The sequence below is a fragment of the Pseudomonas sp. NPDC087697 genome, assembly GCF_044743155.1.
Classification (GTDB): Bacteria; Pseudomonadota; Gammaproteobacteria; order Pseudomonadales; family Pseudomonadaceae; genus Aquipseudomonas.
This window is the reverse complement of the sequence record NZ_JBIUVW010000040.1, coordinates 25,408-50,574: the sequence shown is the minus strand read 5'-3', so window position 1 is coordinate 50,574 and position 25,167 is coordinate 25,408. Positions and strand designations below refer to the sequence as shown.

The window sequence follows — 25,167 nt, the reverse complement described above, 5'->3', positions numbered from 1 at the left end:
TGACCTGCACTGTCGTCATTCAAAAATCAAAACGAACGTATGGCCAGAAAAACCGGGACCTCAGCCGAAAAAATCTCAACGATGTAAAGAAACTAGAATACGCTAAACGCTACTACCCAAGCCTGATGGCAGAATTCAATGCTAACAAAAAAGGCCTCAATTTTTGCCACCGAGTGGACGGATGCCAAACTCAAGGTCGGCCATGTAGTCCTTTTCGTTGCAGTCGTGTGCATATCATTAATAGCGATAAGCATCTGGGGCGTCTTCAACTCCCTGGAGTACCACCTGCACGACAAAGAAACCGAGATGTCAAATCTTTCCAAGACTATATCATCCAACATTGAGGGCACTCTAACTCAAGCCGATACGGTGCTTTTAGGCGTTAAGGAGCGTCTGGAAGCTGAAGGTGAAGACACAGAAAATTTAAAAAGATTGGGCGAACTACTTAAAGTACAACAAAAGCGCCTACCTCAAATACATGGCTTCTTTATCTTTGATGAGCAGGGGCGCTGGCTACTTAACTCAAACGGCACACTCCCCGTCGGCGCAAACAACTCAGACCGCGACTATTTCATTTACCATCGCGACCATACCGACTCCAGCCCCTACCTTGGCCCTTCAATACGCAGTCGCACGACCAATGAATGGATAATGACTATATCCCGCAGGGTCAATCATCCTGACGGGAGTTTTGCCGGGGTAACGATTGCTACCATTTATCTTGATTATTTTCTCAGCCTCTACGACGACGTAGACATGGGAACAAACGGAATCATCAATCTAGTGACATCAAGCGGCAATATTCTGGTACGCAAACCATTTCACGACTCAGACATCGGTATTAACATATCAAGTGGAGAAGTGTTCGCTCTACTAAAGCCTGATGTAAATTCAGGCACTGCTACCATAAGGTCGTTTATCGACGGAGTGGAGCGGGTCATTGGTTTTCGACGCGTTGATGGATACCCGCTGATCGTCATCGCCGCCTTTGACAGAAATGAACTCCTCGCGGACTGGCGAAGCGAGTCTCTTGCCAGCTTGATCATATCCTCCATATTGCTAATAATTCTTAGCTTTATAGGTTATCGACTGATCAAACTTATGAGCCAGCAAATTCAAGCGCAAAGAGAGCTACAGGCATCCCAAAAGAACTATATTGAAGCAAATAAAGCACTTGGATTAATGGCGCTCGAAGACGGGCTTACAAAAATTGCCAACCGCCGTCAATTTGATTTGTTTATAGAAGCTGAAGTTAGCCGAAAGAAGCGCAAGTTAGACGGCACAGCACTCATCATGATCGACATTGACTTCTTCAAAGACTACAACGACCACTACGGGCACGTACAGGGTGACGAATGCCTGAAGACTGTGGCGGCATTAATTAAAAATCATGTAAACCGAGTCGGCGATCTCGCCGCCCGATACGGTGGAGAAGAATTTGCCATTGTGCTTTCAAACACAGATTATGTTGGAGCTTTCCTGCTGGCTGAAAAGATACGACTCGATCTAGAGAAAATTAAAATAGAACATATCAAGTCTCCGCTGGGAGTGATCACTATCAGCATTGGCATTAGTGCACTCTCCGAAGAGGAAATTGACACTCCCGAAAACCTGATAGATACAGCCGACAAAGCGCTATACATCGCCAAGTCTAACGGGAGAAACAGGACAATTATTTCAAATTAATATTGATCAGTCTGAGGGGATTAGAGAAGCTTGATCAACACCGCAGTGACGGCGGCCACCGTGCAGATCAGGCCAGTCGCAACGGCTACCGGATACCAAAAAGTTTCACGGGTCATCTTGCCGGCCTCGGCATTCAGCTTGCGCTGCTCAGCCATCAGTTTGACGATTTCCACGTGAACCTTTTCCAGTTCGGCCTGTTGCATGGTCAGCTCCTGCATAACGCTCGTCCTTTCGGGTGGCGGATCGCGTCGGGTGCACTGTGCTTTGATTCATTTTCTACCCTAAAGGTGTGAAATGAATACGCCTTCTCGGCTCGCTTCGTTTGAAGCGCTGAAACCAATGAAAGCGCTCAAGCACCTGGCTTTGCAGCGTTGATTCCCACACCCCCATCATTTGCCCTACAGCAATTTCGGAAGCACCTTCGCCTATACTGTGAACGCATTTAACAAGAAATAAATCCCTTTTTCCCAAAAGAGTAGTCATCAGGGTTCTCGCTACCAAATTGGGCTAACTGGCCAGTTGGGCCGCTCAGACCAGCCTTGCGCCGCCGTCGATATTCAATGTGGCGCCGTTCATAAAGCCATTGGTCATCAGGAAAACAGCGGCAGCGCCTGCCTCTGTTGCGGTGCCTAGACGATGCAAGGGCAGCGACTGTTCCAGTGCCGCCACGAACGCATCACGCCCATCGCCCAGCGCTTTAGTGAAAATTGGGGTATTGATCGGACCGGGTGACAGCGTGTTGACCCGAATCGGCGCCAACTCCAGGACGAGGCCTCGCGCCAGCGCTTCCATCGCAGCTGACGCAGCAGCCAACACAGCGGTGCCATGGGCATTGGGGCGGTCCGACAACATCCCGGAGATAAAGGTGATGGAACCGTCTTTAGCCAGGCGTTCGCCAAGGGCTCGTATGGCATGCACCGAAGCCCACATACGCTCCTCAAATGCCCGGCGCAGGTGGTCAATCTCGGCATCCAGTACGTTGCCCACCACGTAAGTGCCGGCAAGGAGAACCAAGTGATCTACTTTCGGGATATCCGCCAAGGCGGCGTAGATGGCTTTGCTATCGGTTACATCTGCTGCGCGCCAGTCGTCCAGACCGTTGTTGCAGGCAGCCTGCTCGGCACGGGTGGCATCGGAACCGATTACGGTCACGTGCGCGCCGTCGGCCTTGGCTTGAATGGCTGCGGCCAACCGATGCCGGAAGTACCACCGAAAATCACCACGGTACGGCCATGAAGATTGGCGGGCAAAGCTTGATTGAGAGCAGGTGTAGCAGTCATGGTCCATCTCCTTGAACGCCTGGATGGCGTCGATGGGAGAAAGGCTAAAGGCTTGAGTCGAGGTTGATAATTAGGGCGCAAGTCGCTTTACTGATGCCATGAAGGAACAAATAGGGTTGGACCGCCTTACCGGTCTCATTGCCTTTGCCCGCGCCGCTTCCCTGGGCAGCTATACCGCCGCCGCCCGCGACTTGTCTGTCTCACCGTCAGCCATCAGCAAAAGCGTGCAACGCCTAGAACAGCACTTCGAACTAAAGCTATTTAGCCGGACTACCCGCTCGCTCACCCTGACGCCAGAAGGACGGGATTTGTACGAGCGGGCATTGCGCATTTTGCGCGAGGTGGAAGATATCGATCAGGCCGCCGTTGCCTCTCGAGCCGAGCCTTCCGGCACATTGAAGGTCACCGCACCGCCGCCTATTGGCCTGAACATCTTGGCGCCGGCCATTCCTAAATTTCGCGAGCGTTACCCAAAGCTCGCCATCGACTTGCGCCTAGGCGACCAGTTTTCGGACATCATTGAGCAAGGCATCGACGTAGCGGTGCGCGTGGGCAACCTGGCGGATTCGCGGCTGATATCGAAAACCTTGGGGCCTCATCGGATAGCCGCTTTTGCTTCACCCGCCTACTTGGCCAGGCGTGGCACTCCGCTGGAACTCAGCGAACTGGCGCACCACGACTGCGTGAACTTTCGTTATCAAAGTTCCGGCCAAGCATTGCGCTGGCCGTTCAATGTGGACGGGAAAGTGGTCGAGTTGGTGCCGGACTCGGCCATAGTTATCGATGCTAGCGATGCCGTTGCGGCAGTGGTTGCAGCGGGTGGCGGAATAGGTATTTCGCCTACTTATGTTGCAGCTCCCTACGTGGCTCGTGGGGAATTAAAGCCGCTCTTTCCTGAGTTTGCGGTGGACCGGTCTTCTATCACTGCGTTATGGCCGGAAAGTCGACGAGGCAGCCCCAACGTCAAAGCGTTTGTGGGTTTTCTCGGGGAGCTTTTTCCGACCCCCACAGTCTGGGACGAGATAGTACGAAACGCTTAGATGTTTGCTTCTGGTCGATAGACGCTGGACGCTGGCGACTGCTATCGGCCAGAAGTGGGCACCTGAAATGCCCCCGACCTTTACATCGCCTTGGAAGAGATCGCATTGGCCAACCCAAAACGTGCCTTGAGCAAGCGCGGCTAGGCGCGTTCGCGCCGCTATAGTCGACTCTATTGCCGACCGTACTTCCAGGAGCTTTTCCCAGTGTCTGACATGCCGACCAATTTCGCTTACACAAAACGCTTCAACGCCGTACTCGCCTACATTGATGCCAATCTCGAAGGTGACCTGTCGGTGAAGACGTTGAGCCATGTGGCGAACTTTTCGGCGTTTCACTTCCATCGACAATTCACCGCGTTCGTTGGAGTGCCTGTCTCACGTTATGTGCAACTGATGCGACTACGACGCGCGGCACATAGCCTAGCCGCTCTCGCTGATCACTCGGTACTGGACGCCGCACTCGGTGCCGGCTTTGAAAGTCCCGAGGCATTTTGCAGGGCGTTCAGGCGGGCGTTCGGTACGACGCCGAGTGCGTTCAGGAAGGAACCGAACTGGCAGGTCTGGAATGCGGTATTCGCAATCCCTCACTTTTCCAGGACTATCATCATGCAAGTACGAATCGTAGATTTCCCTGAAGTCAAGGTAGCAGCGCTTGAGCACTGCGGACCAGCCGGGCTCGTCAATGAGAGCGTGCGCACGTTCATCGAGTGGCGTATGCAGAGCGGACAGTCGCCGGTGGCATCGAGTCGCACCTTTGGCATTCCCTATAGCAACCCCGATACGACACCTCCACAAGCATTCCGCTTCGCAATCTGCGGCGAGATTCACGAGGCCGTGGCGCCGAATGAGTTCGGCGTGCACGAGATCGTCATTCCTGCCGGTCGCTACGTCGTGGTGCGACACGCGGGGTCACCGGATCACATCGGCGAAACGATCTATCCGATTTACCGCGATTGGCTTCCTGCCAGTGGAGAGGAACTTCGTGACCAGCCGCTGTTCTTCAATTACCTGAGCGCCTATCCCGAGACACCGCAGGATCAATGGCAAACAGATGTGTATGTTCCGCTGCAATAGCGGAGCAAGCAGCTTTCGACCCTGAGCTGATGTTGACGAGTGTCCGTTCAGGGTCGTTCTCTGCCGGTCGCGTCTACGGTTGGTAAATTTGCGTCGTGTGGCTTTGTAATAAGCGTTTAGGCAGGATACCGGGTGACGAAAACCCGGTGATCGACGCGCAGGGTTCGCCTACTCGCACCCGCCTGGGATGCACTGCAGAAGATCGACGCGTTGAATCGGAAAAGGAAAGCAGAAACCGTTGATATCGTTGATATCGTTGATATCGTTGATATCGTTGATATCGTTGAGCGTCACAATAAGACGGTACGGCAACACAAACTGCACTTTGTCTTCTTGAACACGAAAAGCGGTCTGCCGCACGTCAACGACTTCGTGGTACGAGACAGGTTCTTCAAGGCTCATTTGCTCGCGGCCGGGGTTCGCTATCGTGGGCCTGGTCAGTGCCGGCACACATACGCCAGCCAGTCGCTGACCACCGGTGTAGCCTCGATCGACTGGATAGCCGAACAGATGGGGCATACCAACGGGAACATGATCCGCCAGCATTACGGGACGTGGATCAATGAGGATGGGGCGGATGTCGTGGGGATGCTGCAATACGCGCTGAACTTGTAGCCCACTCTCCATAAAACTCGAATCAAGCCGGTATAGTCGATCTTGGCAACGCTCGAGTAAAAGGACACCAGTAGCTTGTCTTTCATCCCGTGCCTCGTGGGCGAAAGCGAACAGCTGCTTTCAACCCAAAGCGGAGTTATATAGTTCCGCCTTGGGCTGAGAAGTGGTTAACTAAACAAGGGCTTAATCAAACGAAGGGGTCAAAGACCCACCTTCTACCGTGTACTCAACCGTTCCGGCACTTGATTTGACGTAATTGAAGTTCCGCCCCGAGTCGTGGGTCACGCCTCCTTCGATGTAAACTCTTGCCCAGCACGAGGTATTGTCAGCCAGTGAGTATGCAGTTAAGTCAATCGTAACAGGACCTTGGCCGCCATCAAGTACTGAGGTTCTATTTGACTCGCCTCCGTCCCATTGCACACTAAAATTACCCGAGAACGCACCATGATTCCAAAATGACGCTTTGCTATAGTCAGTCATAGTTATTCCTTAGTATTCAGTCGAACGAGGGGTTGAGAGTCGCCCCAGAAATGGTGTACTCGACAGTCGATGCGTCAGATTCGTTGTAATCGAAGTTCCTACCTGAATCGTGATTCGGGCCGCCTTGGACATAACCCCGAGCCCAGCAAGAGGTCCCGTCTGCTGGGTGAGGCCCCGTAGTCATATTCATTGTAGTTGAACGACCAGTCTGGAGAATTTCAGTTCGACCTGTCTCCCCCCCATCCCATTCGATTGCAAATGAGCAATCAAAACCAGCGCTATTGTGGAATATAATATTGTTAGGCATAAACCCACTCCGAGTGCGCTTGGAAGATATTTTATAGAACCCTAAATACAACCTGCTGGCTAACAATAGTCATGATTTAAAAAACCGCAATATTTTAATGCGTATTTTTTTCCAAAATAATCAAGCATGAAATTTTAATGAATCTTCAGTAATCGTGTGGTCCATGTGAACGAGATACCTTGCCCGAGCAGCCATGATGTTCCATATCGTCTAACAAGGATCGATGGCGCGCGATGATGCCGTCGCCCCCCCGGCAACAATCCTCGACACATAGGAGATCTAATCCATTAATGACGCGTTAGCTATGCTTCCGTTGAAGACCGACTTTCGGCAATAGATCTACTGCAGACAACAGATCTATTGAACAAGACTTGGTCACGCACCTGCGTGGCAGCGAATGCCGATAACCTGTGCCTCCGATTGCACTTCCGCTTTAAGACGGCCAGTCAGGAAACTTTAAAGCAGATATTTAAAACGGGGGTGAACAGCACCACGCTGCAGGCTTTCGATCTGCCCGGCGTCGAAATGGTGCTGCAAGAGGCGCCGCGACGCACATGGTCGGCAGCTGAAGGTCCGTTACCTGACGCAAAGCCAACGTTGAAATGTCCCTGCGATAGCGCGAGCCAACCTCCGGAAATGACCAAAAACTGGCATTGGCGATATAAGCGCTTGCCTGGCAGCTAACTCATTTCGAGAGCGTTAACACGGTCAAGAAAAGTCGCCGCATTCCCATATCGTTCCCATATCGCCCTTTTTCAGACGCCAAAAACCACAAACCCCCGACTTTCTCTAGGAAAATCAGGGGTTTGTGTTTGCATAATGTGGCGGTGAAGGAGAGATTCGAACTCTCGATACAATTTCTTGTATACACACTTTCCAGGCGTGCTCCTTAAGCCACTCGGACACTTCACCGTATCTCTTCAAACATGTTCTGTCTGTCGAGGCGCGCTAATGTAGTCGAAAGCTTTTCCGATGGCAAACTTTTTTTCAGAATTTTCATGCGGTTAAGAGATTTGTGCGTTCAGGCTGGTTTCGAGGCATGGCAAACCTGCCAATCTTCGGCTGGGTGAATGCTTCTATATAGAGGGCAATGCGCGGTGCGTATGGCCGGCTACGCTTGGCGGACGCGAATTGGCTGACTGACCGGTCAGCCTTGGCGCTTTACCTGGCCTACGGCGGTGGGTAACGTCTGCCCCACTTCAATACAAGGAATAGCGTCATGAGTGAGTTGATTTCCTACCATCTCGAAGACGGTATCGCGACCCTGACCTTGAGCAATGGCAAGGTCAATGCCATCTCTCCGGACGTGATTGTCGCGTTTAATGCTGCGCTGGATCAGGCGGTGGCGGATCGTGCGGTGGTGATCATCACCGGTCAGCCGGGCATTCTGTCGGGCGGTTATGACTTGAAGGTGATGACAGCCGGCCCTAAAGAAGCGGTGAGTCTGGTGACCGCTGGTTCTACCCTCGCCCGTCGTCTGTTGTCGCACCCTTTCCCGGTGATCGTCGCGTGCCCAGGGCATGCGGTGGCCAAGGGCGCGTTCATTCTGTTGTCGGCCGATTACCGGATTGGTGTCGACGGCCCGTTCAGCATTGGCCTGAACGAAGTGCAAATCGGCATGACCATGCACCACGCTGGCATCGAGCTGGCCCGTGATCGTCTGCGCAAGTCGGCGTTCCACCGTTCGGTGATCAACGCTGAGATGTTCGATCCGCAGGGCGCTATGGATGCTGGCTTCCTCGACAAAGTCGTCTCTGCCGAAGAGCTGCAAGGTGCAGCACTGGCTGTGGCGCGTCAGTTGAAGAAGATCAACATGACCGCGCACAAGAACACCAAGCTGAAAGTGCGCAAGGCCCTGCTGGAAACGCTGGACAACGCGATCATCCAGGATCAGGAGCATTTGGTTTAAGAAGCCCGAAAGCGCTGCAACGAAAAGCCCGACCGCCGAGTCGGGCTTTTTCTTGCTCGATCTGTTTACAGTCCTTCAGCCGCTCTACTCCGCATCTGACGCTACAAGTCTGAAACATGCGCTTAAACATCGCCTATCTCCTACCTCTATAGCGGCAATTGCCGAAAACAGTGCACATCCGTACACTGCGCCACCTTTTGTTCCGGTGGGCCTGTAAATGCTGTATCTGTTTCGCATGTTATTGATGGGCCTGCATTTTGTTGTAGCGGGTGTGCTTGGCGTATTGCTTGGCCTGTGCCGGCCGTTCAATCCGGATAACAGCCGTTTGTGCGCCCGCCTTTATGCCTGGCCGGCGATGTGCATTTTGCGTTTGCGGGTGAAGGCTGACGTCGGCCCGCTGACGAACAAGACGCAAAGCTGCGTGGTGATCGCCAACCATCAGTCCAACTACGATCTGTTTGTGCTGGGTAATGTGGTGCCGCACCGCACCGTGTGCATCGGCAAGAAAAGCCTGAAATGGGTGCCGCTGTTCGGGCAGTTGTTCTGGTTGGCCGGCAATGTGCTGATCGACCGTAGCAATGCACACAAGGCTCGGCAGTCGATGCTCACTACCACCAACACCTTGCAGCACAAGGACACCTCGATCTGGGTGTTCCCGGAAGGCACGCGCAACCTGGGCGAAGAGTTGCTGCCGTTCAAGAAAGGCGCGTTCCAGATGGCAATCGCCGCCGGGGTGCCGATCGTGCCCGTGTGCGTCAGCAGCTACATCAACCATATGCGCCTGAACCGCTGGCGCAGCGGCAAGATCCTGATCCGCTCGCTGCCGGCGATTCCTACCGCCGGTTTGAGCATGGACGACATGCCGATGCTGATCGCCCAGTGCCGCGAGCAGATGCGTGAGTGCATCGAGTCGATGGACCGGCAACTGCAAGCCGCCTGAATGAAGCCCGCCCCGCGCGGGCTTCTTTTTGCCGGCGAACTTCGCCGGCTTTGCTGACTCTCAACCACCAGAGCAGGCTAAGCTGCACGCTGCTTGTCACTGCCATTTGCCAAGAAGAAGTGAATAGGAATTATGGGTAGAGTCGTTGCGGCCGCGGTCTACAGCGCCGGTAAGAAAGTCACCAGTATCACCCCCAATGAAGGCGCGGCCTGGGCTGGAAAACCTGACCACTTTGTATGGATCGGCCTCGAAGAGCCGAACGCCCTGGAGCTGGCCAACCTGCAACGCCAGTTCGGCCTGCACGAACTGGCGATTGAAGACGCCCTGGAAAAACACAGTCGACCGAAGCTGGAAACCTTTGGCGACGCGCTGTTTATCGTCACGTACTCGCCGGTGCGCCATGAAGGCAAACTGGAGTTCATTGAAACGCACATCTTTGCCGGCAAGGGCTACATCATCACCTGCCGCAACGGTCACTCGGCGTCCTACGCCCATGTGCGCCAACGCTGTGAGGCGCGTCCGCTGTTGCTTGAGCACGGCGAGGATTTCGTCCTCTATGCCCTGCTCGATTTCGTCATCGAAAACTATCAGCCGGTGGGTGAAGCTATCCATGCCGAGATCGATGAGCTAGAGCGCAACGTGCTGTGTAGCGCACTCAACGAAAAGGACATCCAGAAGCTGCACGGTTTGCGTCGCGACGTATTGCGTCTACGTCGTTATGCAGCACCAATGGTGGAGATCAGCGAAGAGCTGCAGAAGCTGAGCTTCCCGTTTATCGACAAGAACATGCGCCCGTACTTTCGTGATGTGCAGATTCACGTCACGCGGCAGATGGAAGACCTTACGACGTTACGCGACATCGCCAGCCAGACCATCGAGATCGGCGTGTTGCTGGAGGCGGCCCGGCAAAGCGTGGTGCAGCGCAAGTTTGCGGCCTGGGCGGCGATTCTGGCATTCCCGACGGCGGTGGCCGGGATCTACGGGATGAACTTCCAGAACATGCCGGAGCTGAGCTGGCACTACGGCTATTTTTCGGTGCTGGGATTTATTACCGTGGGCTGTGTCGGGTTGTGGGCGAGCTTCAAGCGGTCGGGGTGGCTATAGAGCCTTACCCCGTAGGAGCTGCCGCAGTCTGCGATCTTTAAAGTTGAAGATCAAAAGATCGCAGCCTGCGGCAGCTCCTACCGGCATCTATACGGATTTGGTCTTCGGCTTATGCGCCACAAACCGCATCATCCACTCCGCGACAGTGGTGCCGTGGTGCTCATGCGCCAGGCTGGCCACGCCTTTCTGATAGACCTGCTCGCCAAGGTGCTGCTGGCGGATTTCCAGCAACGCCCGCGAGTAATCGTGAATGAACTCCGGGTGGCCCTGGAAGCACAGTACCTGGTCGTTGATGTGGTACGCGGCGTATGGGCAGAAATCGCTGGAAGCGATCACCGTGGCGTTTTCCGGCAGCGCGGTGACCTGATCCTGGTGACTGATCAACAAAGTCAGCTCTTCCCTCACCGGGCTCATCCACGGCGCCTTGGCGGCGAGTTTGTAGTTGTGGGTGCCGACGCCCCAACCCTGGGTCGCGCGCTCGCTTTTGCCACCCAGCAACAGCGCCAGCAATTGATGGCCGAAGCACACGCCCAGCAGTTTGTCGCCACGCTCGTAGCGCGTCATCAGGTATGTCTTGAGGGTTTGAATCCACGGGTCGGTGCCGAACGAATCAGCCTTGCTGCCGGTCACCAGATAGGCATCGAAGCTCAGCTCATCGCTCGGATATTCGCCCTGCATGACGTTGTAGACGCTGAACTCGGCAGCGATGGGTTGCTGCGAAAACAGACGCTGGAACATCTGCCCGTACCCCTGATATTGATCGACCAGTTCTGGACGCAGGATGTCGGTTTCCAGAATGCAGATGCGTAACGACATAAAAAGTACCTGACACGATAAAGGCGATAGTGCACACCTCAGAGCCTGCCTTGAAACGCGGGGTCAAGGCAAGCCCGGTGCGCGCCGCCAGTCCGTCAGAACAACGCTCCGCTCGCGGCTCTTTCCAGCAGCAACGCAGGCGGTGTAAAGCGCTCGCCGTACTGTTCCGTCAGGTATTGGGCACGGGCGACAAAGTCTTTCACGCCATATTGGTTGATGAACTGCAACGCCCCGCCAGTCCAGGCGGCGAAGCCAATACCGAAGATCGAACCGATGTTGGCGTCGGCCGTCGACAGCAGCACGCCCTCCTCCAGGCAGCGCACGGTTTCGATGACTTGGACGAACAGCAGGCGATCGCGTACGTCCTGTGGCGATATCTGCCCGTCAGCCTTCTCGAAACGCGTTTTCAGCCCCGACCACAAATGTTTCTGCCCACCGGCCGGGTATTCGTAGAAACCACCACCCGCAGCCTTGCCAGGACGTTTGTATTCGTTGAGCAGCAGATCGATCACGGCAAACGCTGGATGCGCTGTCAGCGGTTTGCCTTCGGCTTGCAGGTCTTTAGCGGTTTGCTGACGGATATGGCTCATCAGGCTCAGGGAAACTTCGTCGGAGATCGCCAACGGACCAATCGGCATCCCGGCCTTGCGCGCCTCGGTTTCGATCATCGGCGCCGAGATGCCCTCGCCGAGCATGGCGATGCCTTCGTTGGTGAAGGTGCCGAACACCCGTGAGGTAAAGAACCCACGGCTGTCGTTGACCACAATCGGGGTTTTGTTGATTTGCAGGACGAAATCGAAGCCACGAGCCAGGGTTTCATCGCTGGTATTGGCGCCTTTGATGATTTCCACCAGCGGCATTTTATCGACCGGGCTGAAGAAGTGCAGGCCGATGAATTTCGACTGATCCGGGACAGCCGTCGCCAGACCACTGATCGGCAAAGTCGAAGTATTGGAAGCGATGACCGCGTCTGCACCGACGACTTTTTGTGCCGCCGACGAGACTTCGGCTTTCAGCTCGCGGTCTTCGAACACCGCTTCAATGATCAGATCGCAGCCCGCCAGATCGGCGTCCAGCTCGGTGGCTTTGATTCGCGCCAGCGTAGCGTCCCGCTGCTCCACGCTCAGTTGACCACGGGCGACTTTTTTGTCCAGCAACGCCGCCGAATGGGCCTTGCCCTTCTCGGCTGCCGCCAGGTTGATGTCCTTGAGCACCACGTCGATACCGGCTACGGCGCTGACGTACGCAATGCCGGCGCCCATCATACCCGCGCCGAGCACCCCGACTTTCTTCGTCACGTGAGGTGCAAAGCCCGCAGGTCGGGAACCTCCGGCATTGATTTCGTTGAGCTGGAACCAGAAGGTGCCGATCATGTTTTTCGCCACCTGGCCGGTGGTCAGCTCGGTGAAATAGCGGGTTTCGATCAGCTGCGCGGTGTCGAAGTCGACCTGAGCGCCCTCAACCGCGGCGCAAAGGATCTTCTCTGGCGCCGGCATGCAACCCTGGGTTTTACTGCGCAAAATCGACGGTGCGATGGCAAGCATTTGCGCGACTTTCGGGTGCGACGGTGTGCCGCCGGGAATCTGGTAACCGCTCACATCCCAAGGCTGTTTAACCGTCGGGTTGGCGACAATCCAGGCCCGCGCCTTGGTCAGCAGGTCATCACGATCCGCCGCCAGCTCATCGACTAAACCGGCTTGCAGCGCTTGTTGCGGCCGGACTTTCTTGCCTTCCAGCAAATACGGAAGCGCCTTCTCCAGACCCAGCATGCGCACCATGCGCACCACTCCGCCACCACCCGGCAGCAGGCCCAGCGTGACTTCCGGCAAACCGATCTGCACCGACGAATTGTCCAGCGCAACGCGGTGATGGCAAGCCAGGCAGATTTCCCAACCGCCACCCAGCGCTGCACCATTGATCGCTGCGACCACCGGTTTTCCGAACGTCTCCAGTGTCCGAAGCTGAGCTTTGAGTGTCAGCACCATGTCGTAGAAGGCTTTGGCTTGGGGCTTACCGACTTTGATCAGTTCGTTGAGGTCGCCACCAGCAAAGAAGGTTTTTTTCGCGGAGGTGATGATCACTCCGGCGATCGAATCCTTGTCGGCCACCAAGCGCGCAACGCAGCCAGCCATGGCGTCGCGGTACACCGCGTTCATGGTGTTGGCGCTCTGGCCCGGCATGTCGATGGTCAGGACGACGATCTGGTCCTGACCTTTTTCGTAACGTATGGCATCAGTCATGAAAGTGTTTCCTTGAAGTCGGGGCTCAGAGGCGTTCGATGATGGTGGCGATGCCCATGCCGCCGCCGACACAGAGGGTCGCCAGGCCGTAGCGCAGCTGCCGCACTTCCAGTTCGTCGAGCAAGGTGCCGAGAATCGCGCAACCGGTGGCGCCCAGCGGATGGCCCATGGCGATAGAGCCGCCGTTGACGTTGACCTTGGTCGGATCGATGGCCATGTCCTTGATGAACTTGAGCACCACCGAAGCGAACGCTTCATTGACCTCGAACAGATCGATGTCCTCGACTCGCAGCCCGGCCTTGGCCAACGCCTTGCGAGTGGCCGGCGCCGGGCCGGTGAGCATGATGGTCGGATCGGTGCTGGTGACTGCGGTGGCGACAATCCGCGCCCGTGGCTGCAAGCCCAGCGCCCGGCCCTTCGCTTCGGAGCCGATCAGCATCAGCGCGGCGCCGTCGACGATCCCCGAACTGTTGCCGGGCGTATGAACGTGGTTGATTCGCTCCACGTGGCTGTAGACCCGCAGCGCGGTAGCGTCGAAACCCATTTGCCCGATCATCTCGAAACTCGGCTTGAGCTTGCCCAGGCCTTCCAGTGTCGAATCGGCGCGAATGAACTCGTCATGATCGAGCAGGACGATGCCGTTCTGATCCTGCACCGGCACCAGGGACTTTTTGAATGAGCCGTCCGCCCGTGCCCGCGCAGCCTTCCGCTGAGAGTGCAGCGCGTACGCGTCGACGTCCTGACGGCTGAAGCCCTCGATCGTGGCGATCAGGTCGGCGCCCACGCCTTGCGGAGTGAAATGGCTGTGCAGATTGGTCTGCGGATCCAGCGCCCAGGCGCCACCGTCGCTGCCCATCGGCACCCGCGACATGGATTCAACGCCGCCGACCACTACCAGGTCCTCGAAGCCGGAGCGCACCTTCATCGCCCCGAGATTCACCGCTTCCAGCCCGGACGCGCAGAACCGGTTGATTTGCACGCCTGCGACGCTGACGTCCCAGTCGGCCACCAACGCTGCGGTTTTGGCGATATCGGCGCCCTGATCGCCAATCGGAGTGACGCAGCCGATCACGATGTCATCGACCTCGCGGGTGTCGAGTTGCGTACGCTGTTGCAGAGCGCCCAGCAGTCCGGCCAGCAGGTTCACCGGTTTGACGCTGTGCAAGGCGCCATCGGCCTTGCCACGGCCACGGGGCGTGCGTAACGCATCGAAAATCAAAGCTTGGGTCATGACGTCCTCGTACCGCTGGGCAGATGAATAATGAGCGAGTTCTCACCTTAGGCTCAGCAGCGGCGGATTCAATGACCGAAGCGCTCAACGGCCTTGACGGTCACGCTCAGACGGACGGTAGTGAGCTATCGGATTAACCGATTCAGGTCACCGAACTGTCTAGCAAAAGGCCGGCAAAGCAGCTGGCAATACGCCTCATGCCTTTATAGAAGCTTTTTGCACTTACTTGATACGAAATGGATCTAAACCACAGCCTGCGGGGCCCCTAAGGTAAACATTACGAGGTTGTCGTCGGGTTTTGCCGAGGCGCTCGTGAGAAGGGAACTACAGCGCTTTGCCGTCATGGAGAAATGCAGGCAAGCATTCGACGCTCAGGAAATAACAAAAAAAGGCAGACAGCCATGTTCAAACATTCGAAAGTGCGTCAAGCCGGGCTCATTTTATTCGCCACTACGCTGTTACTGATTTTGCCGAACCTTACAAAAGTGATCGGATAATCAAGCGTGGTTGTTTACGACGCCTCACTAAAAAATTGACTCGCTCGCTACCCGGGTCCGTGCGCGTGTGCCAACCTTCACGGCATACCCACGACAGGATGGCGATCACTTGAAAGCTCTACTTTTGCTTGGGGCCTTGCTGCTCGGCACGCCCTTGTATGCCGCGCAGCTGGTGCTTGACCTGGGCACCGGCAGCCGAACCTGGCAGACCGAGGAGTTGCTCAAGCATCCTCAGGTTCGAAATATCCAGATCACTGACGACGTTTCCTACAAAAGGGACATGAGCTATCGCGCTGTGCCGCTGGCTGCGTTGTTGACCGGCATTAAAGCCGACGACCATTTGCAAGCCGTGGCCCTGGACGGTTTCGCCGCCGAGCTGGCTGCCGCGCCTTTGCTCGACACGGCGGGCGCGCAGGCGTGGTTGGCCATTGAAGACCCGAGCAAGCCTTGGCCAGCTCTGTCGGAAGGTAAACCCAGCGCCGGGCCGTTTTATCTGGTGTGGACCAACCCCCAGGCCGGCCATATCAGTCCCGAGCAATGGCCTTTCCAGGTCGCCAGTATCAAACGCCTGGCAGCGGTCGGCGTACGCTTCCCGGCCCTGCTTCCAGACCCGGCGCTCGCAGCAAATGACCCGGTGAATCTGGGCTATGCGTTGTTCCAGAAAAACTGCCTGGCGTGCCATCGTCTGAACGGCGCGGGTGATGCGCAGTTTGGTCCGGACCTGAACATTCCCTTCAGCCCGACCGAGTACTTTGGCGCCGAATTCCTCAAGCGCTATATCCGCGACCCGCAAAGCTTGCGCCAATGGCCACAGGCGAAGATGCCGGGGTTCTCGACGGCGGTATTGTCGGATGAGGAGATGACGTTGCTTGTGGGGTATTTGAAGCATATGGCGGGGCGTAAGCAGCAGCCCTGATAGTTTGAGAGATGTGGTGTTGGTGACGACCTCTTCGCGAGCAAGCCCGCTCCCACACTGGACTTTCTGAGTGACACAAATCGTGTGTACTCAGGAGATCTAATGTGGGAGCGGGCTTGCTCGCGAAGCGGTATCCACAATTACTGCTGCTGAACAGAGATCACTGGCGCCGGCGTCGGTGAGACGAACACCTTGGCGTGCATCTGCTCACTCCCACCGCCACGGCGCATGCCGCGTACCGGGCAAGCATCGAGATAGTCGAGGCCCACCGCCAGTTTCAGATGACGCTCGGGCCTGGCCAGTTCATTGGTGACATCGAAGCTGTACCACGCGTCGTCGAGCCACGCTTCAGCCCAGGCGTGACTGGCCAGGTGCTCGCTGTTTTCGCTGTACAGGTAACCCGACACATAACGCGCTGGAATCCCCAGGCTGCGCGTGCAGGCGAGAAACGCGTGGGCGTGATCCTGGCAGACGCCCGCACGCCCGGCGAAGGCTTGAGCGGCGCTGGTGTCGACTTCGGTGGAACCTGGTGTGTAGGTCATGTGCTGGTTGAGGCCATGCATCAAGTCGATCAGCGCTGTGCGATCACGGCGCTGGTGACATTCCTTCTCGGCGAACGCACGTAGCGCTTCGTCCGCCTCGGTCAGTCGAGTGAAACGCAAGAACGGTAGCGCCGACTGGCTCTCGTGCTCGGCCTCACGCAACTCATCAATGTCCACCTGGCCCCGCGCGCCGATGATGATCGCCTCATGAGGCTCATCCATCGTCAGCACGTGCAGGATGTTGCCGAACGGATCGAGTTGCGCGCGCACCGGCCGCGGCAGGTCGAGTTGCCAACTGAGCACGTGCTGACGCTCGCTGTCGTGGGGTGTCAGTCGCAAATACTGGATGCTCGCCCGCACCTGATCTTCATAGTGATAGGTGGTCTCGTGGCTAATGGAAAGTCTCATGCAGCCTCCAGGTAGGAACTGTGTATGGCGTTGCCCAACTGGCGCACCAGTGGGATGAATTCGGTCAGCCAGGCGTGCAGGCCTTCGTCGAGGATTTCGTTGATACCGGTGTAACGCAGCCGCGCGTCCATTTCCGCCGCCAAACGTTGCGCGGGGCGGCCGTTGGCCCCCGGCAGTTGGGCGAGGATCTGATCGATTTCTTCGGTGCAGGCACGCAGCGAACGCGGTACGTCGGCACGCAACAGCAACAGTTCGGCGACATGCCTGGCGCCAGGTGCGTCGCGGTAGATCTCGGTGTACGCCTCGAACGACGACAAGGCCCGCAGCAAGGCACTCCACTGGTAATACGCGTGGGCGGTGCCATCGCTGACCGCCTCAGCCTGATCGCCAGCCATTTCGTAGCGGGCATCGAGCAGGCGCAACGTGTTGTCAGCCCTTTCGATGAACGTCCCCAGACGAATGAAGCGGAACGCATCGTTACGCATGATGGTGCCGTAGGACGCGCCCCGGAACAGGTGGGAACGTTCTTTGATCCACTCGCAGAAACGGCTCATGCCATATCGACTGAGGCCCTGTTCGGCGATACCGCGAATCTCCAGCCAGGTCGAGTTGATGTTTTCCCACATGTCGGCGGTGATTCGCCCACGTACCGCGTGGGCACTGGCCCGCGCGGAGCCGAGACAGCTGTAGATGCTGGCCGGGTTGGCCGCATCCAGGGCAAAGAAGTGCAGCAATCGTTCGGCGTGCAATTCGCCATGGCGCTCCAGGTAATCGTCCAGCGTGCCGGTGATCAGCAAGGGCATCGCTAATTCGTGCAGACCGTCACCGCGGCCATCCTGCGGCATCAATGACAGCGAATAACTGATATCAAGCATCCGTGCGAGGTTTTCCGCCCGCTCCAGGTAACGCGACATCCAATACAAATCCGAGGCAGTTCTACTTAACATGGCAGGCTTCCTTCAATCCTCGACCACCCAGGTGTCCTTGGTTCCGCCACCCTGGGACGAATTGACCACCAGGGATCCTTCGCGCAGGGCTACACGGGTGAGGCCACCGGGCACTACCCGGGTTTCGCGGCCAGACAGGACAAACGGGCGCAAGTCAATGTGCCGCGGGGCGATGCCGTTTTCGACAAACGTCGGGCACGTCGACAGGGACAACGTTGGTTGTGCGATATACGCGTGGGGTTTGGCCTTGATGCGTGCGCGGAACGATTCGATCTCCGCTGCAGTGGCAGCGGGTCCGACCAGCATTCCGTATCCACCGGAACCCTGGGTTTCCTTGACCACCAGCTCAGGCAGGTTCGCCAGCACGTGAGAAAGTTCTGACGGATTGCGACACTGCCAGGTCGGCACGTTTTTCAGGATCGGTTCTTCGTCCAGGTAGAAACGAATCATGTCGGTCACGAACGGATAAACCGATTTGTCGTCCGCGACACCGGTGCCGATGGCATTCGCCAACACCACATTGCCGGAGCGATAGGACGACAGCAGCCCTGGAACGCCGAGCATCGAGTCCGGGTTGAACGCCAACGGGTCGAGGAAGGCGTCGTCGAGGCGACGGTAGATCACATCGACGGCTTTCGGCCCGTCGGTGGTACGCATGAACACCTTGTCATCGCGTACGAACAAGTCCGCGCCCTCCACCAGCTCCACGCCCATCTCGCGCGCCAGAAACGCGTGCTCGAAGAACGCACTGTTGAAACGCCCGGGGGTCAGCACCACGACACTCGGGTTGTCCAGCGCACTGGAGCTTTTCAGGGTGTCGAGTAACAGGTTCGGATAATGATCGATGGGAGCGATACGCTGTGCGGCGAACAACTCGGGGAACAACCGCATCATCATCTTGCGGTCTTCGAGCATGTAGCTGACGCCGCTGGGTGTACGCAAATTGTCTTCGAGCACGTAGTACGTGCCGTCGCCATCGCGCACCAGATCGACGCCAGAGATGTGCGAATAGATATCGCGATGCAGATCCAGCCCTTGCATGGCCAACTGGTACTGCTCGTTAGCCAGCACTTGTTCGGCCGGGATAATGCCGGCCTTGATGATGCGCTGCTCGTGATACAGGTCGGCAAGAAACATGTTCAGTGCCTTGACCCGTTGAATACAGCCGCGCTCGACGATCCGCCATTCACTGGCGGGGATGCTGCGGGGAATGGTGTCGAAGGGAATCAGGCGCTCTGTCCCTTGCTCATCACCATAGAGCGTGAAGGTTATCCCGGCGCGATGAAATAACAGATCGGCCTCGCGTCGCCGTTGTGCCAAAAGCTCGTCAGGCGTTTCAGCTAACCAACGGGCAAACTCCCGATAATGCGGGCGGACCAGGCCGCCGGCGTCGTACATCTCATCAAAATAGGTGCGGATCATGCCGTACTCCTTGTCACCCGGACACCTAGGCTTCGCAAGGCCCGTGCCAGCGGCATAAACGCTTTATTATCAATCAGTTGGATAATCGCCCAACGCACACCGCACCAATTCTGTGCGGCAAATGCCCCAACCTGATCGCCCCCGCTTCATTGCGAAGCAATGCTCATGGCTATTACCAGCATAGCCAGAGTTGATTTCACTGCCTGCGTGCGACAGCAGTCTTTTGATTTTTAATCGCCACGAACGAAAACGGCCAACCCTGAGGTCAGCCGTTGCTGAGTGTTGTCGCTGTTCATAGTGTTATGCGAGTAGCCCTCGTACCTCCTGCTTGACGCCCCATCCCTCGATAATCCCACCCAAAGGCTCGACCACCGCCTCAAAGTCCTGCTCGAAGTCGCCGATACCGCCGTAAGTGGCGTACATCACCTTGCTCAACTCCAGATGCCAGGCACCGTCATCGCGCACGCTGACCTGCGCATTCAAGGATTCACCGCGAAAATGCCCTGCCGCCCTGCGTGCCCGCTCCTCATCCGGGAAAATGGCGTAGAACTCGATGGGATGGAACCGTGAAAAGTCAAAACCGCCCTCTTTCATGCGGCGCAGCACGCTGCTGCTGATGTCTTCTTGATAGGCTGTGCTCATGAAACGTCCTCCTCAAACTGATGGATAGACTTTCCGTACTCCCTGCGCCCGCAACCGAATGGTGAGGGTGATACGGCAATCAGATTGCCGCCGGGAAACAAGCATGTAGCTGACAAGACCAGACCTTAGCGATCCATTCGCTGATCTCGATTGCAGAGTAGCCCCAAGTCAGAGCTGCTGCCAAGACCTGGTTGTGAGTCGCATCAAGAGGTTATGCAATTGGAGTGATACTGAGAATTTCAATGCTGTTTTGATCTTTCAGACTTTTGACTGTCGGATCATCGGTTCGACCCTCCAGATCATTGAGATCGAGCTCGGCCGGAACAGGGAGGAGTTTTGAACGAATCAATTGCGCGGCCCGCTCCATCGTGGGTTTTTGTTCGCAATCGAATTGCTCCACGGTCTGCACGCCGTGATGATCAACGAAGGTGACTTCCCACTTTTGCATCGGTGCCTCCTCGATTAAGCCCATTGATGGGCTTACAACATCTCGACCCCGAACGCCGGGCAATCGTTCCCGCGAAACCCATTGGTTTGAGATGAATAAGGCCGCCTGTTGACGGCCTCTTTCCAAAGAGCGCGGAATTACTTCTCAGCGCGTTCTTTCAGTGCTTTCAAGGTATTGAATGGCGCGTCGACAACGAACTTGTTGGCCAGCCAGGACGGCACGCTGCCACCTGGATCGGTATGAACCTGATAGGTCACTTCGACCTGGTCCGCGCCTTTTGGAACAAATTTCCAGAAGCCTTGAACCTGGGCGACACGCACAAAGCCTTTTTCTTCAGGAAGGTAGGTCGGCACACCTTCAAGCTTACGGGTCAGGCTGCCATCGGTACCCTCAACGGTGGTCACGTGCAGCACCGAATCACGCGCAGTCACCGGCCATGGGGTGCTGAACTGAGTGTAGGTCCAGCTTTGATCGCCTTCGTGCTTGAGTAACTTCTGCAATTTGCACTCATGAATCCAGGCGCACGCGCCGACCACATCTTCCTGAAGAGCGCGCAACTTGGCTACGGAGGTCTTCATCACGGTCACACCGCGGTAGGCCTTGTATTGAGACCCGGCGACTTCACTCAGGGAAACCTTGATACCAGCCTCTTCCTTGGCAGTGACCCAGTCTTCAGCCTGGGCTGTTGTAGCCAGCAGAACCGTCAAACCACACAATACAGCGATACGATGCAGCGAACCCATAGTCTTATTCCTTATTGTTGAAGTTCCGTTCGTTGAACACACTACGCTGCGGTCATTTCCTCCCACCAACCTAGCAACTTGATGGCTTCTTCCTGGCTGCTGCCGCAGACCTCGATATCCGCCTGAAATGCGCCGCATACCGCCGGACGTTCAGGTTTTCCGAAAATACTGCACAGATTATCGACAGAAAGTTGCACACAACGTTCTCCCGCCGCTTTGCCGTTAGGCATTCCGGGGATAGCTGTGCTGATGGAAGGGGCAATGCAACAGGCGCCACAGCCTTCACGGCAGTTCATGACGACACGCTCCTCGCGACGGGTAGTGTGTTGAATAACGTGGACTAGAGTACCCGCTAAAACAGCCGTTTGAAATTGGCCGGGCATCGGTTTTTTCAGTCAAATACGTGTGACTGACCAGTCTCCGACAAAGCGTCTGGTTCAGGGGTCACAGATCTACGAGTGATTTAGTGCTTGAACTCGAACTCAAGTGCCGCGCCTTCTACTTCTCGGTGTTCTTCTTTGCGCATTTGCAACTGCATTTCATTGCTCAGCAGGCGGCCGTTGAGCTGAAACGGGCTGTCATCTTTGGGTTTTTCACCAAACATGGGCGGCAGCAAAGGTGCGTGTTTGACTATCGGGACACTCCCGACAGGTTGCAACTGCTTGACCATATCCGGTGGCAGACTCAAATCCAGCTTGGCTGGTGGCAAGTACGTGGTTCTGACCACCTCACTCGCGGACTTTGATTTTGAGGCAACAGGTGGGCGTTTTTTTTGTGGCGTCGACTTCTTCGCCGCTTCGGCCTTCTTGGCTGGCGTGTGTGTTTTTGCCGGCGCAACGGGCTTCGCCTTCGCCTCAGACGAGCTACCGCCCCCTTTATCCGGGACGGCCGCAGCCATCGCGCTACCCGGAATGAAGACACTCAACAGGCACGCCAACATCAAACCAGCAGGAAAAATCGCTTTCATAAACACTACAGCGTTAACGGCAGAGGGCCATATGCTCGCTTGTTGGAAGGTCTCTGACAAGCTCGCATAACAACCCGCCCTCTGGTCCGCGTCAAAAACCGCCAGCGGTCTCCTGACACAGCTGAGTAGCCAGCATCCCGAGTGTCATCAGCGCCCGCTCGGCTTCACGATTCCACGGCGTTCCGCAGTTCAAGCGAATGCAGTGATTGAACTGCTCGGTGTTACTGAAAATAAGCCCTGGCGCGATACTGATGCCCTGCTGCAACGCACGTACATGCAGTTCCTGCGTATTGACCCGCCCCGGCAGGCTGACCCACAGAATGAAGCCACCCGTGGGCCGGGTCATCTGCGTTCCCTCAGGGAAATACTGCTGCACCGCCAGCTGAAAAGCGCTGAGATTTTTGCGGTATTCCTGACGAATGTAGCGCAAGTGTCGATCGTAGCCGCCGTTCTCCAGATAGGCCGCGATCCCCATCTGCGTCACGCTGCACGCCGAATGAGTACTGAAGGTCTGCAATCGCTGGATTTCCTGCTGGTACTTGCCAGCAATCATCCAGCCGATACGCACACCGGGTGACAGAGTCTTGGAGAAACTTGAGCAATAGATGACCCGATCCAGTCGGTCATAGGCTTTCAACGATTTGGTGCGGCCCTGCTCGAACATCAACTCGCCGTAAATATCGTCTTCGACAACCTGGATATCGAAGTCCGAAGCCAGGCGCAGCAGCTGCTTCTGCCGCTCTTCCGGCATGGTGCCACCCAGCGGGTTGCTCAGTCGGGTGGTCAGAACCAACGCCTTGATCGACCACTGGTTGGCGGCCAACTGCAAGGCTTCCAGGCTCATGCCCGTCGCCGGGTCGCTGGGAATCTCGATGACTTTGAGACCCAGCAAGTCGGCGAGTTGCAACAGGCCGTAGTAGGTCGGCGACTCCGCTGCGATCAGATCGCCGGGACGCGTCAGGACGCGCAACGACATTTGCAGCGCATCGACGCAACCATGGGTGATGACTACTTCTGAAGGGTCGACCACTACGCCGGCATCACGCATGCGGATCGCCACCTGACGACGCAGCGGCTCAAAGCCCGGGCTGAACATGTAACTGAACGCCCGCGGGCTGTGAAACCGCGTGACCTTGGCCAATTGCTGGTGCAGCGCCCGGACCGGCAGGTAGTCGACGCTGGGCACCGCCGCGCCTAGCGGGAACACCCCTTCACGACGCGACTCGACCAACACTTGCTGAATGATGCTGCTGCGCGTGACCAGACCTGGACGCTCGACTCGCGCGATATCCGGCGTCGGAGCGGTCAGCGCCGGGGTCTGGTGGACGTAATAACCCGACTGCGGGCGCGCGCGAATCAGCCCTTGATCTTCGAGGTTGGCATACGCCTGAAGCACTGTCGCGTGGCTGACATTGAGCTGCGAGCTCATCTTGCGCACTGAAGGCACGCGCTCGCCAGGCTGATAGACGCCACGCCGGATATCCTCAGCCAATTGCTGAGCGATACGTTGATAGAGCAATAGATTGGTCATGACGCAGCACTCGATTTCACGGGCATTTTATTCTTGTGTGAAACAATACCGGAACAGTTTAGAAGTGTACTGGGACAGTTGCCACAATAGTCGACCGTACAGTGCAGTGACAGCAAAAACTGTACTGCTTTTATGGGTATGGCGCGATCCAATTCGCAGGCAAAAAAAACCCGGCACCGCTGAGGGGCCGGGTTTTCCAGTAACGCTGACCTTAGCGGGCAGCGCCGAGCTGGCCTTTTGCATCGGAGAACACAATTTCGACCCGGCGGTTCTGCGCCCGCCCCCGCTCGGAAGCGTTGGCCTCTACCGGGTATTCATCGCCGTAGCCTTCGACCTGAATGCGTTTATCGTCGATCCCCAGATCGATCAGCATGTCCGCCACTGACTGGGCACGGTCGCGAGACAGTTGGAGGTTGTCCTGCTTGCCGCCTGTGCTGTCGGTATAACCTTCGATCCGCACCACACGCTTGGGATTGAGCTGAAGGAACTGGACAATTTTCAGCACGGTGCGGTTTGCCGAATTTTTCAGCTCGGCTTCACCGGTGTCGAACAATACATCTCCCAAGGTCATGACCAGACCGCGATCGGTCTGGGTCGTGGCCAGGTTGATGATTTGTTCTTCGAGCCATTTACCCTGTTGTTGCACGCTGAGCAGTTTGTTCTCGCGCAATGCCAGTTGCAGGCGCTGACGCTCCAACTCAAGCTTCACCGCACGCTCATCATTCAGCGCTTGCTCTGTGTGTTGACGGGCAATTTCGCTGTAACGCTGACTCAGGTAAGCGTAATGCTGAACATCCGCGCCGCTGCCCCAGTAGGTCGACAGGCGATCAGCCCGGGCAAGGGATTCACCGGCCCGAATCACGTCCTTGGGCGCGATGCGCAATACATTCGAATCTTCCTTGACCTTCTGAAAGTCAGCACCGGCTTGTTGCAAAGCAGCCGCGCTCTGTTGACCTGCACAGCCGGCAAGCCCCGCGCAACCGACCAGCAGCAAGCCACCCAGGATTGTGTTTTTCAGGTTCATTGGGCATCTCCCAGCTGCTTGCGCAGGCGAGTGATGCGGGTATTGAGCACGTTCAGTTTCTCCTGACTTTTCAACGTCAGAACCTTGGCCTCGGCCAGACGCGCGTCCAGCTCCGCCTGTTCGGCCTGCACGCGCGCATCCTTGAATGATTGATGGGTCATGTCCGCCTGAGCCTGAACGAACTTGCCTTCAGCGAGTTTCAGCTCAGGCACATCTTCAGTTGTTGCCCCAACAGCGGCGGCCTGTTCCAGAGCCCGCTCGGTCAAACGCAATTGTTCATTCGGCGCCGGATCGGCTGCACAACCCGCCAGAGCCAGAACGGCCAGGGCAGCGAAAAGAGGTCGAAGAGTCACTAAAA

The 25,167-nt window shown here is 56.6% G+C and carries 25 protein-coding genes, 1 tRNA gene and 1 pseudogene; 8 read left to right on the top strand and 19 right to left on the bottom strand.

The window, feature by feature from the left end; translation table 11 throughout:
- The first annotated feature begins 138 nt into the window (after positions 1-138).
- Positions 139-1,686 carry a diguanylate cyclase gene (locus ACIPIN_RS22745; protein ID WP_401122383.1) on the top strand — a complete coding sequence of 516 codons (1,548 nt, stop codon included), beginning with the start codon at positions 139-141 and terminating at the stop codon, positions 1,684-1,686.
- Between the two features lie 20 nt (positions 1,687-1,706).
- Here the strand turns inward: ACIPIN_RS22745 and ACIPIN_RS22740 are convergent, their stop codons facing one another.
- The 4 genes from ACIPIN_RS22740 to ACIPIN_RS22725 all read right to left on the bottom strand — a co-directional run bounded on the left by ACIPIN_RS22740 (position 1,707) and on the right by ACIPIN_RS22725 (position 2,966).
- Positions 1,707-1,889 carry a hypothetical protein gene (locus tag ACIPIN_RS22740; protein WP_401122441.1) on the bottom strand — a complete coding sequence of 61 codons (183 nt, stop codon included), beginning with the start codon at positions 1,887-1,889 and terminating at the stop codon, positions 1,707-1,709.
- A gap of 73 nt (positions 1,890-1,962) precedes the next feature.
- Positions 1,963-2,169, bottom strand: a complete 207-nt coding sequence (locus ACIPIN_RS22735; protein ID WP_401122380.1) for a hypothetical protein — start codon at positions 2,167-2,169, stop codon at positions 1,963-1,965.
- Positions 2,170-2,214: 45 nt separating this feature from the next.
- A complete protein-coding gene (locus ACIPIN_RS22730; protein WP_401122377.1) occupies positions 2,215-2,838 on the bottom strand; it encodes an SDR family oxidoreductase in 624 nt (207 codons plus the stop codon).
- Positions 2,835-2,966 carry a hypothetical protein gene (locus tag ACIPIN_RS22725; protein ID WP_401122375.1) on the bottom strand — a complete coding sequence of 44 codons (132 nt, stop codon included), beginning with the start codon at positions 2,964-2,966 and terminating at the stop codon, positions 2,835-2,837. Before ACIPIN_RS22725 ends, ACIPIN_RS22730 begins: the two co-directional genes overlap by 4 nt.
- Before the next feature lie 98 nt (positions 2,967-3,064).
- Here ACIPIN_RS22725 and ACIPIN_RS22720 point away from each other — a divergent pair, with 98 nt between their 5' ends.
- The 3 genes and pseudogenes from ACIPIN_RS22720 to ACIPIN_RS22710 form a co-directional block, all read left to right on the top strand.
- The gene (locus ACIPIN_RS22720; RefSeq protein WP_401122372.1) at positions 3,065-4,006 is read left to right on the top strand and encodes a LysR family transcriptional regulator; all 942 of its coding nucleotides are present in this window, start codon (positions 3,065-3,067) and stop codon (positions 4,004-4,006) included.
- A 204-nt stretch (positions 4,007-4,210) separates the two neighbouring features.
- On the top strand, positions 4,211-5,080 hold the full coding sequence (locus tag ACIPIN_RS22715) for a GyrI-like domain-containing protein (RefSeq protein ID WP_401122370.1): 870 nt from the start codon (positions 4,211-4,213) through the stop codon (positions 5,078-5,080).
- 126 nt (positions 5,081-5,206) lie between these two features.
- Positions 5,207-5,695, top strand: a pseudogene (locus ACIPIN_RS22710) (site-specific integrase); the annotation flags it as partial.
- A 1,609-nt stretch (positions 5,696-7,304) separates the two neighbouring features.
- On the opposite strand, the gene ACIPIN_RS22705 reads toward ACIPIN_RS22710, so the two are convergent.
- Positions 7,305-7,394 (bottom strand) — tRNA-Ser (locus ACIPIN_RS22705).
- A 307-nt stretch (positions 7,395-7,701) separates the two neighbouring features.
- On the opposite strand from ACIPIN_RS22705, the gene ACIPIN_RS22700 reads away from it, so the two are divergent.
- From ACIPIN_RS22700 to ACIPIN_RS22690, 3 genes are all read left to right on the top strand, one after another.
- Entirely contained in the window at positions 7,702-8,391 is a 690-nt protein-coding gene (locus tag ACIPIN_RS22700) for a crotonase/enoyl-CoA hydratase family protein (protein WP_401122367.1), read from the top strand.
- Positions 8,392-8,608: 217 nt separating this feature from the next.
- On the top strand, positions 8,609-9,331 hold the full coding sequence (locus ACIPIN_RS22695) for a 1-acylglycerol-3-phosphate O-acyltransferase (protein WP_401122364.1): 723 nt from the start codon (positions 8,609-8,611) through the stop codon (positions 9,329-9,331).
- A 132-nt stretch (positions 9,332-9,463) separates the two neighbouring features.
- Entirely contained in the window at positions 9,464-10,435 is a 972-nt protein-coding gene (locus ACIPIN_RS22690) for a magnesium and cobalt transport protein CorA (RefSeq protein ID WP_401122362.1), read from the top strand.
- 87 nt (positions 10,436-10,522) lie between these two features.
- On the opposite strand, the gene ACIPIN_RS22685 is transcribed toward ACIPIN_RS22690, so the two are convergent.
- The 3 genes from ACIPIN_RS22685 to ACIPIN_RS22675 all read right to left on the bottom strand — a co-directional run bounded on the left by ACIPIN_RS22685 (position 10,523) and on the right by ACIPIN_RS22675 (position 14,722).
- Positions 10,523-11,251 (bottom strand): amidotransferase, encoded by a 729-nt coding sequence (locus tag ACIPIN_RS22685; protein ID WP_401122359.1) that lies wholly within the window; start codon positions 11,249-11,251, stop codon positions 10,523-10,525.
- A 95-nt stretch (positions 11,252-11,346) separates the two neighbouring features.
- Positions 11,347-13,491 (bottom strand): 3-hydroxyacyl-CoA dehydrogenase NAD-binding domain-containing protein, encoded by a 2,145-nt coding sequence (locus tag ACIPIN_RS22680; protein ID WP_401122356.1) that lies wholly within the window; start codon positions 13,489-13,491, stop codon positions 11,347-11,349.
- Between the two features lie 25 nt (positions 13,492-13,516).
- Positions 13,517-14,722, bottom strand: a complete 1,206-nt coding sequence (locus ACIPIN_RS22675; protein WP_401122353.1) for an acetyl-CoA C-acetyltransferase — start codon at positions 14,720-14,722, stop codon at positions 13,517-13,519.
- Between the two features lie 606 nt (positions 14,723-15,328).
- Between ACIPIN_RS22675 and ACIPIN_RS22670 the strand changes: the two genes are divergently transcribed.
- Positions 15,329-16,135, top strand: coding sequence for a c-type cytochrome (locus ACIPIN_RS22670; protein ID WP_401122350.1), 807 nt, complete (start codon positions 15,329-15,331; stop codon positions 16,133-16,135).
- Positions 16,136-16,275: 140 nt separating this feature from the next.
- Here ACIPIN_RS22670 and ACIPIN_RS22665 read toward each other — a convergent pair whose 3' ends face one another.
- The 11 genes from ACIPIN_RS22665 to ACIPIN_RS22615 all read right to left on the bottom strand — a co-directional run bounded on the left by ACIPIN_RS22665 (position 16,276) and on the right by ACIPIN_RS22615 (position 25,162).
- Positions 16,276-17,085 (bottom strand): transglutaminase domain-containing protein, encoded by an 810-nt coding sequence (locus tag ACIPIN_RS22665; RefSeq protein ID WP_401122347.1) that lies wholly within the window; start codon positions 17,083-17,085, stop codon positions 16,276-16,278.
- Positions 17,082-18,032, bottom strand: a complete 951-nt coding sequence (locus ACIPIN_RS22660; protein WP_401122345.1) for an alpha-E domain-containing protein — start codon at positions 18,030-18,032, stop codon at positions 17,082-17,084. Before ACIPIN_RS22660 ends, ACIPIN_RS22665 begins: the two co-directional genes overlap by 4 nt.
- 12 nt (positions 18,033-18,044) lie before the next feature.
- Positions 18,045-19,454, bottom strand: coding sequence for a circularly permuted type 2 ATP-grasp protein (locus ACIPIN_RS22655; RefSeq protein WP_401122342.1), 1,410 nt, complete (start codon positions 19,452-19,454; stop codon positions 18,045-18,047).
- A 300-nt stretch (positions 19,455-19,754) separates the two neighbouring features.
- The gene (locus ACIPIN_RS22650; protein ID WP_019689386.1) at positions 19,755-20,096 is read right to left on the bottom strand and encodes a ribonuclease E inhibitor RraB; all 342 of its coding nucleotides are present in this window, start codon (positions 20,094-20,096) and stop codon (positions 19,755-19,757) included.
- A 211-nt stretch (positions 20,097-20,307) separates the two neighbouring features.
- Positions 20,308-20,544 carry a hypothetical protein gene (locus ACIPIN_RS22645; RefSeq protein WP_401122339.1) on the bottom strand — a complete coding sequence of 79 codons (237 nt, stop codon included), beginning with the start codon at positions 20,542-20,544 and terminating at the stop codon, positions 20,308-20,310.
- A gap of 137 nt (positions 20,545-20,681) precedes the next feature.
- Complete coding sequence (locus ACIPIN_RS22640) at positions 20,682-21,287, bottom strand: START domain-containing protein (RefSeq protein WP_401122336.1); 606 nt, start codon at positions 21,285-21,287, stop codon at positions 20,682-20,684.
- A gap of 41 nt (positions 21,288-21,328) precedes the next feature.
- Positions 21,329-21,583: a YkgJ family cysteine cluster protein gene (locus tag ACIPIN_RS22635; protein WP_401122333.1), complete on the bottom strand. Its 255-nt coding sequence runs from the start codon at positions 21,581-21,583 to the stop codon at positions 21,329-21,331.
- Between the two features lie 167 nt (positions 21,584-21,750).
- The gene (locus ACIPIN_RS22630) at positions 21,751-22,254 is read right to left on the bottom strand and encodes a translation initiation factor 2 (RefSeq protein ID WP_401122330.1); all 504 of its coding nucleotides are present in this window, start codon (positions 22,252-22,254) and stop codon (positions 21,751-21,753) included.
- A gap of 91 nt (positions 22,255-22,345) precedes the next feature.
- Complete coding sequence (locus ACIPIN_RS22625) at positions 22,346-23,785, bottom strand: PLP-dependent aminotransferase family protein (protein ID WP_401122327.1); 1,440 nt, start codon at positions 23,783-23,785, stop codon at positions 22,346-22,348.
- 211 nt (positions 23,786-23,996) lie between these two features.
- On the bottom strand, positions 23,997-24,809 hold the full coding sequence (locus ACIPIN_RS22620) for an OmpA family protein (protein WP_401122324.1): 813 nt from the start codon (positions 24,807-24,809) through the stop codon (positions 23,997-23,999).
- Positions 24,806-25,162 (bottom strand): DUF4398 domain-containing protein, encoded by a 357-nt coding sequence (locus ACIPIN_RS22615; RefSeq protein ID WP_401122321.1) that lies wholly within the window; start codon positions 25,160-25,162, stop codon positions 24,806-24,808. The genes ACIPIN_RS22620 and ACIPIN_RS22615 overlap by 4 nt, the downstream gene beginning before the upstream one ends.
- Positions 25,163-25,167 lie beyond the last annotated feature (5 nt).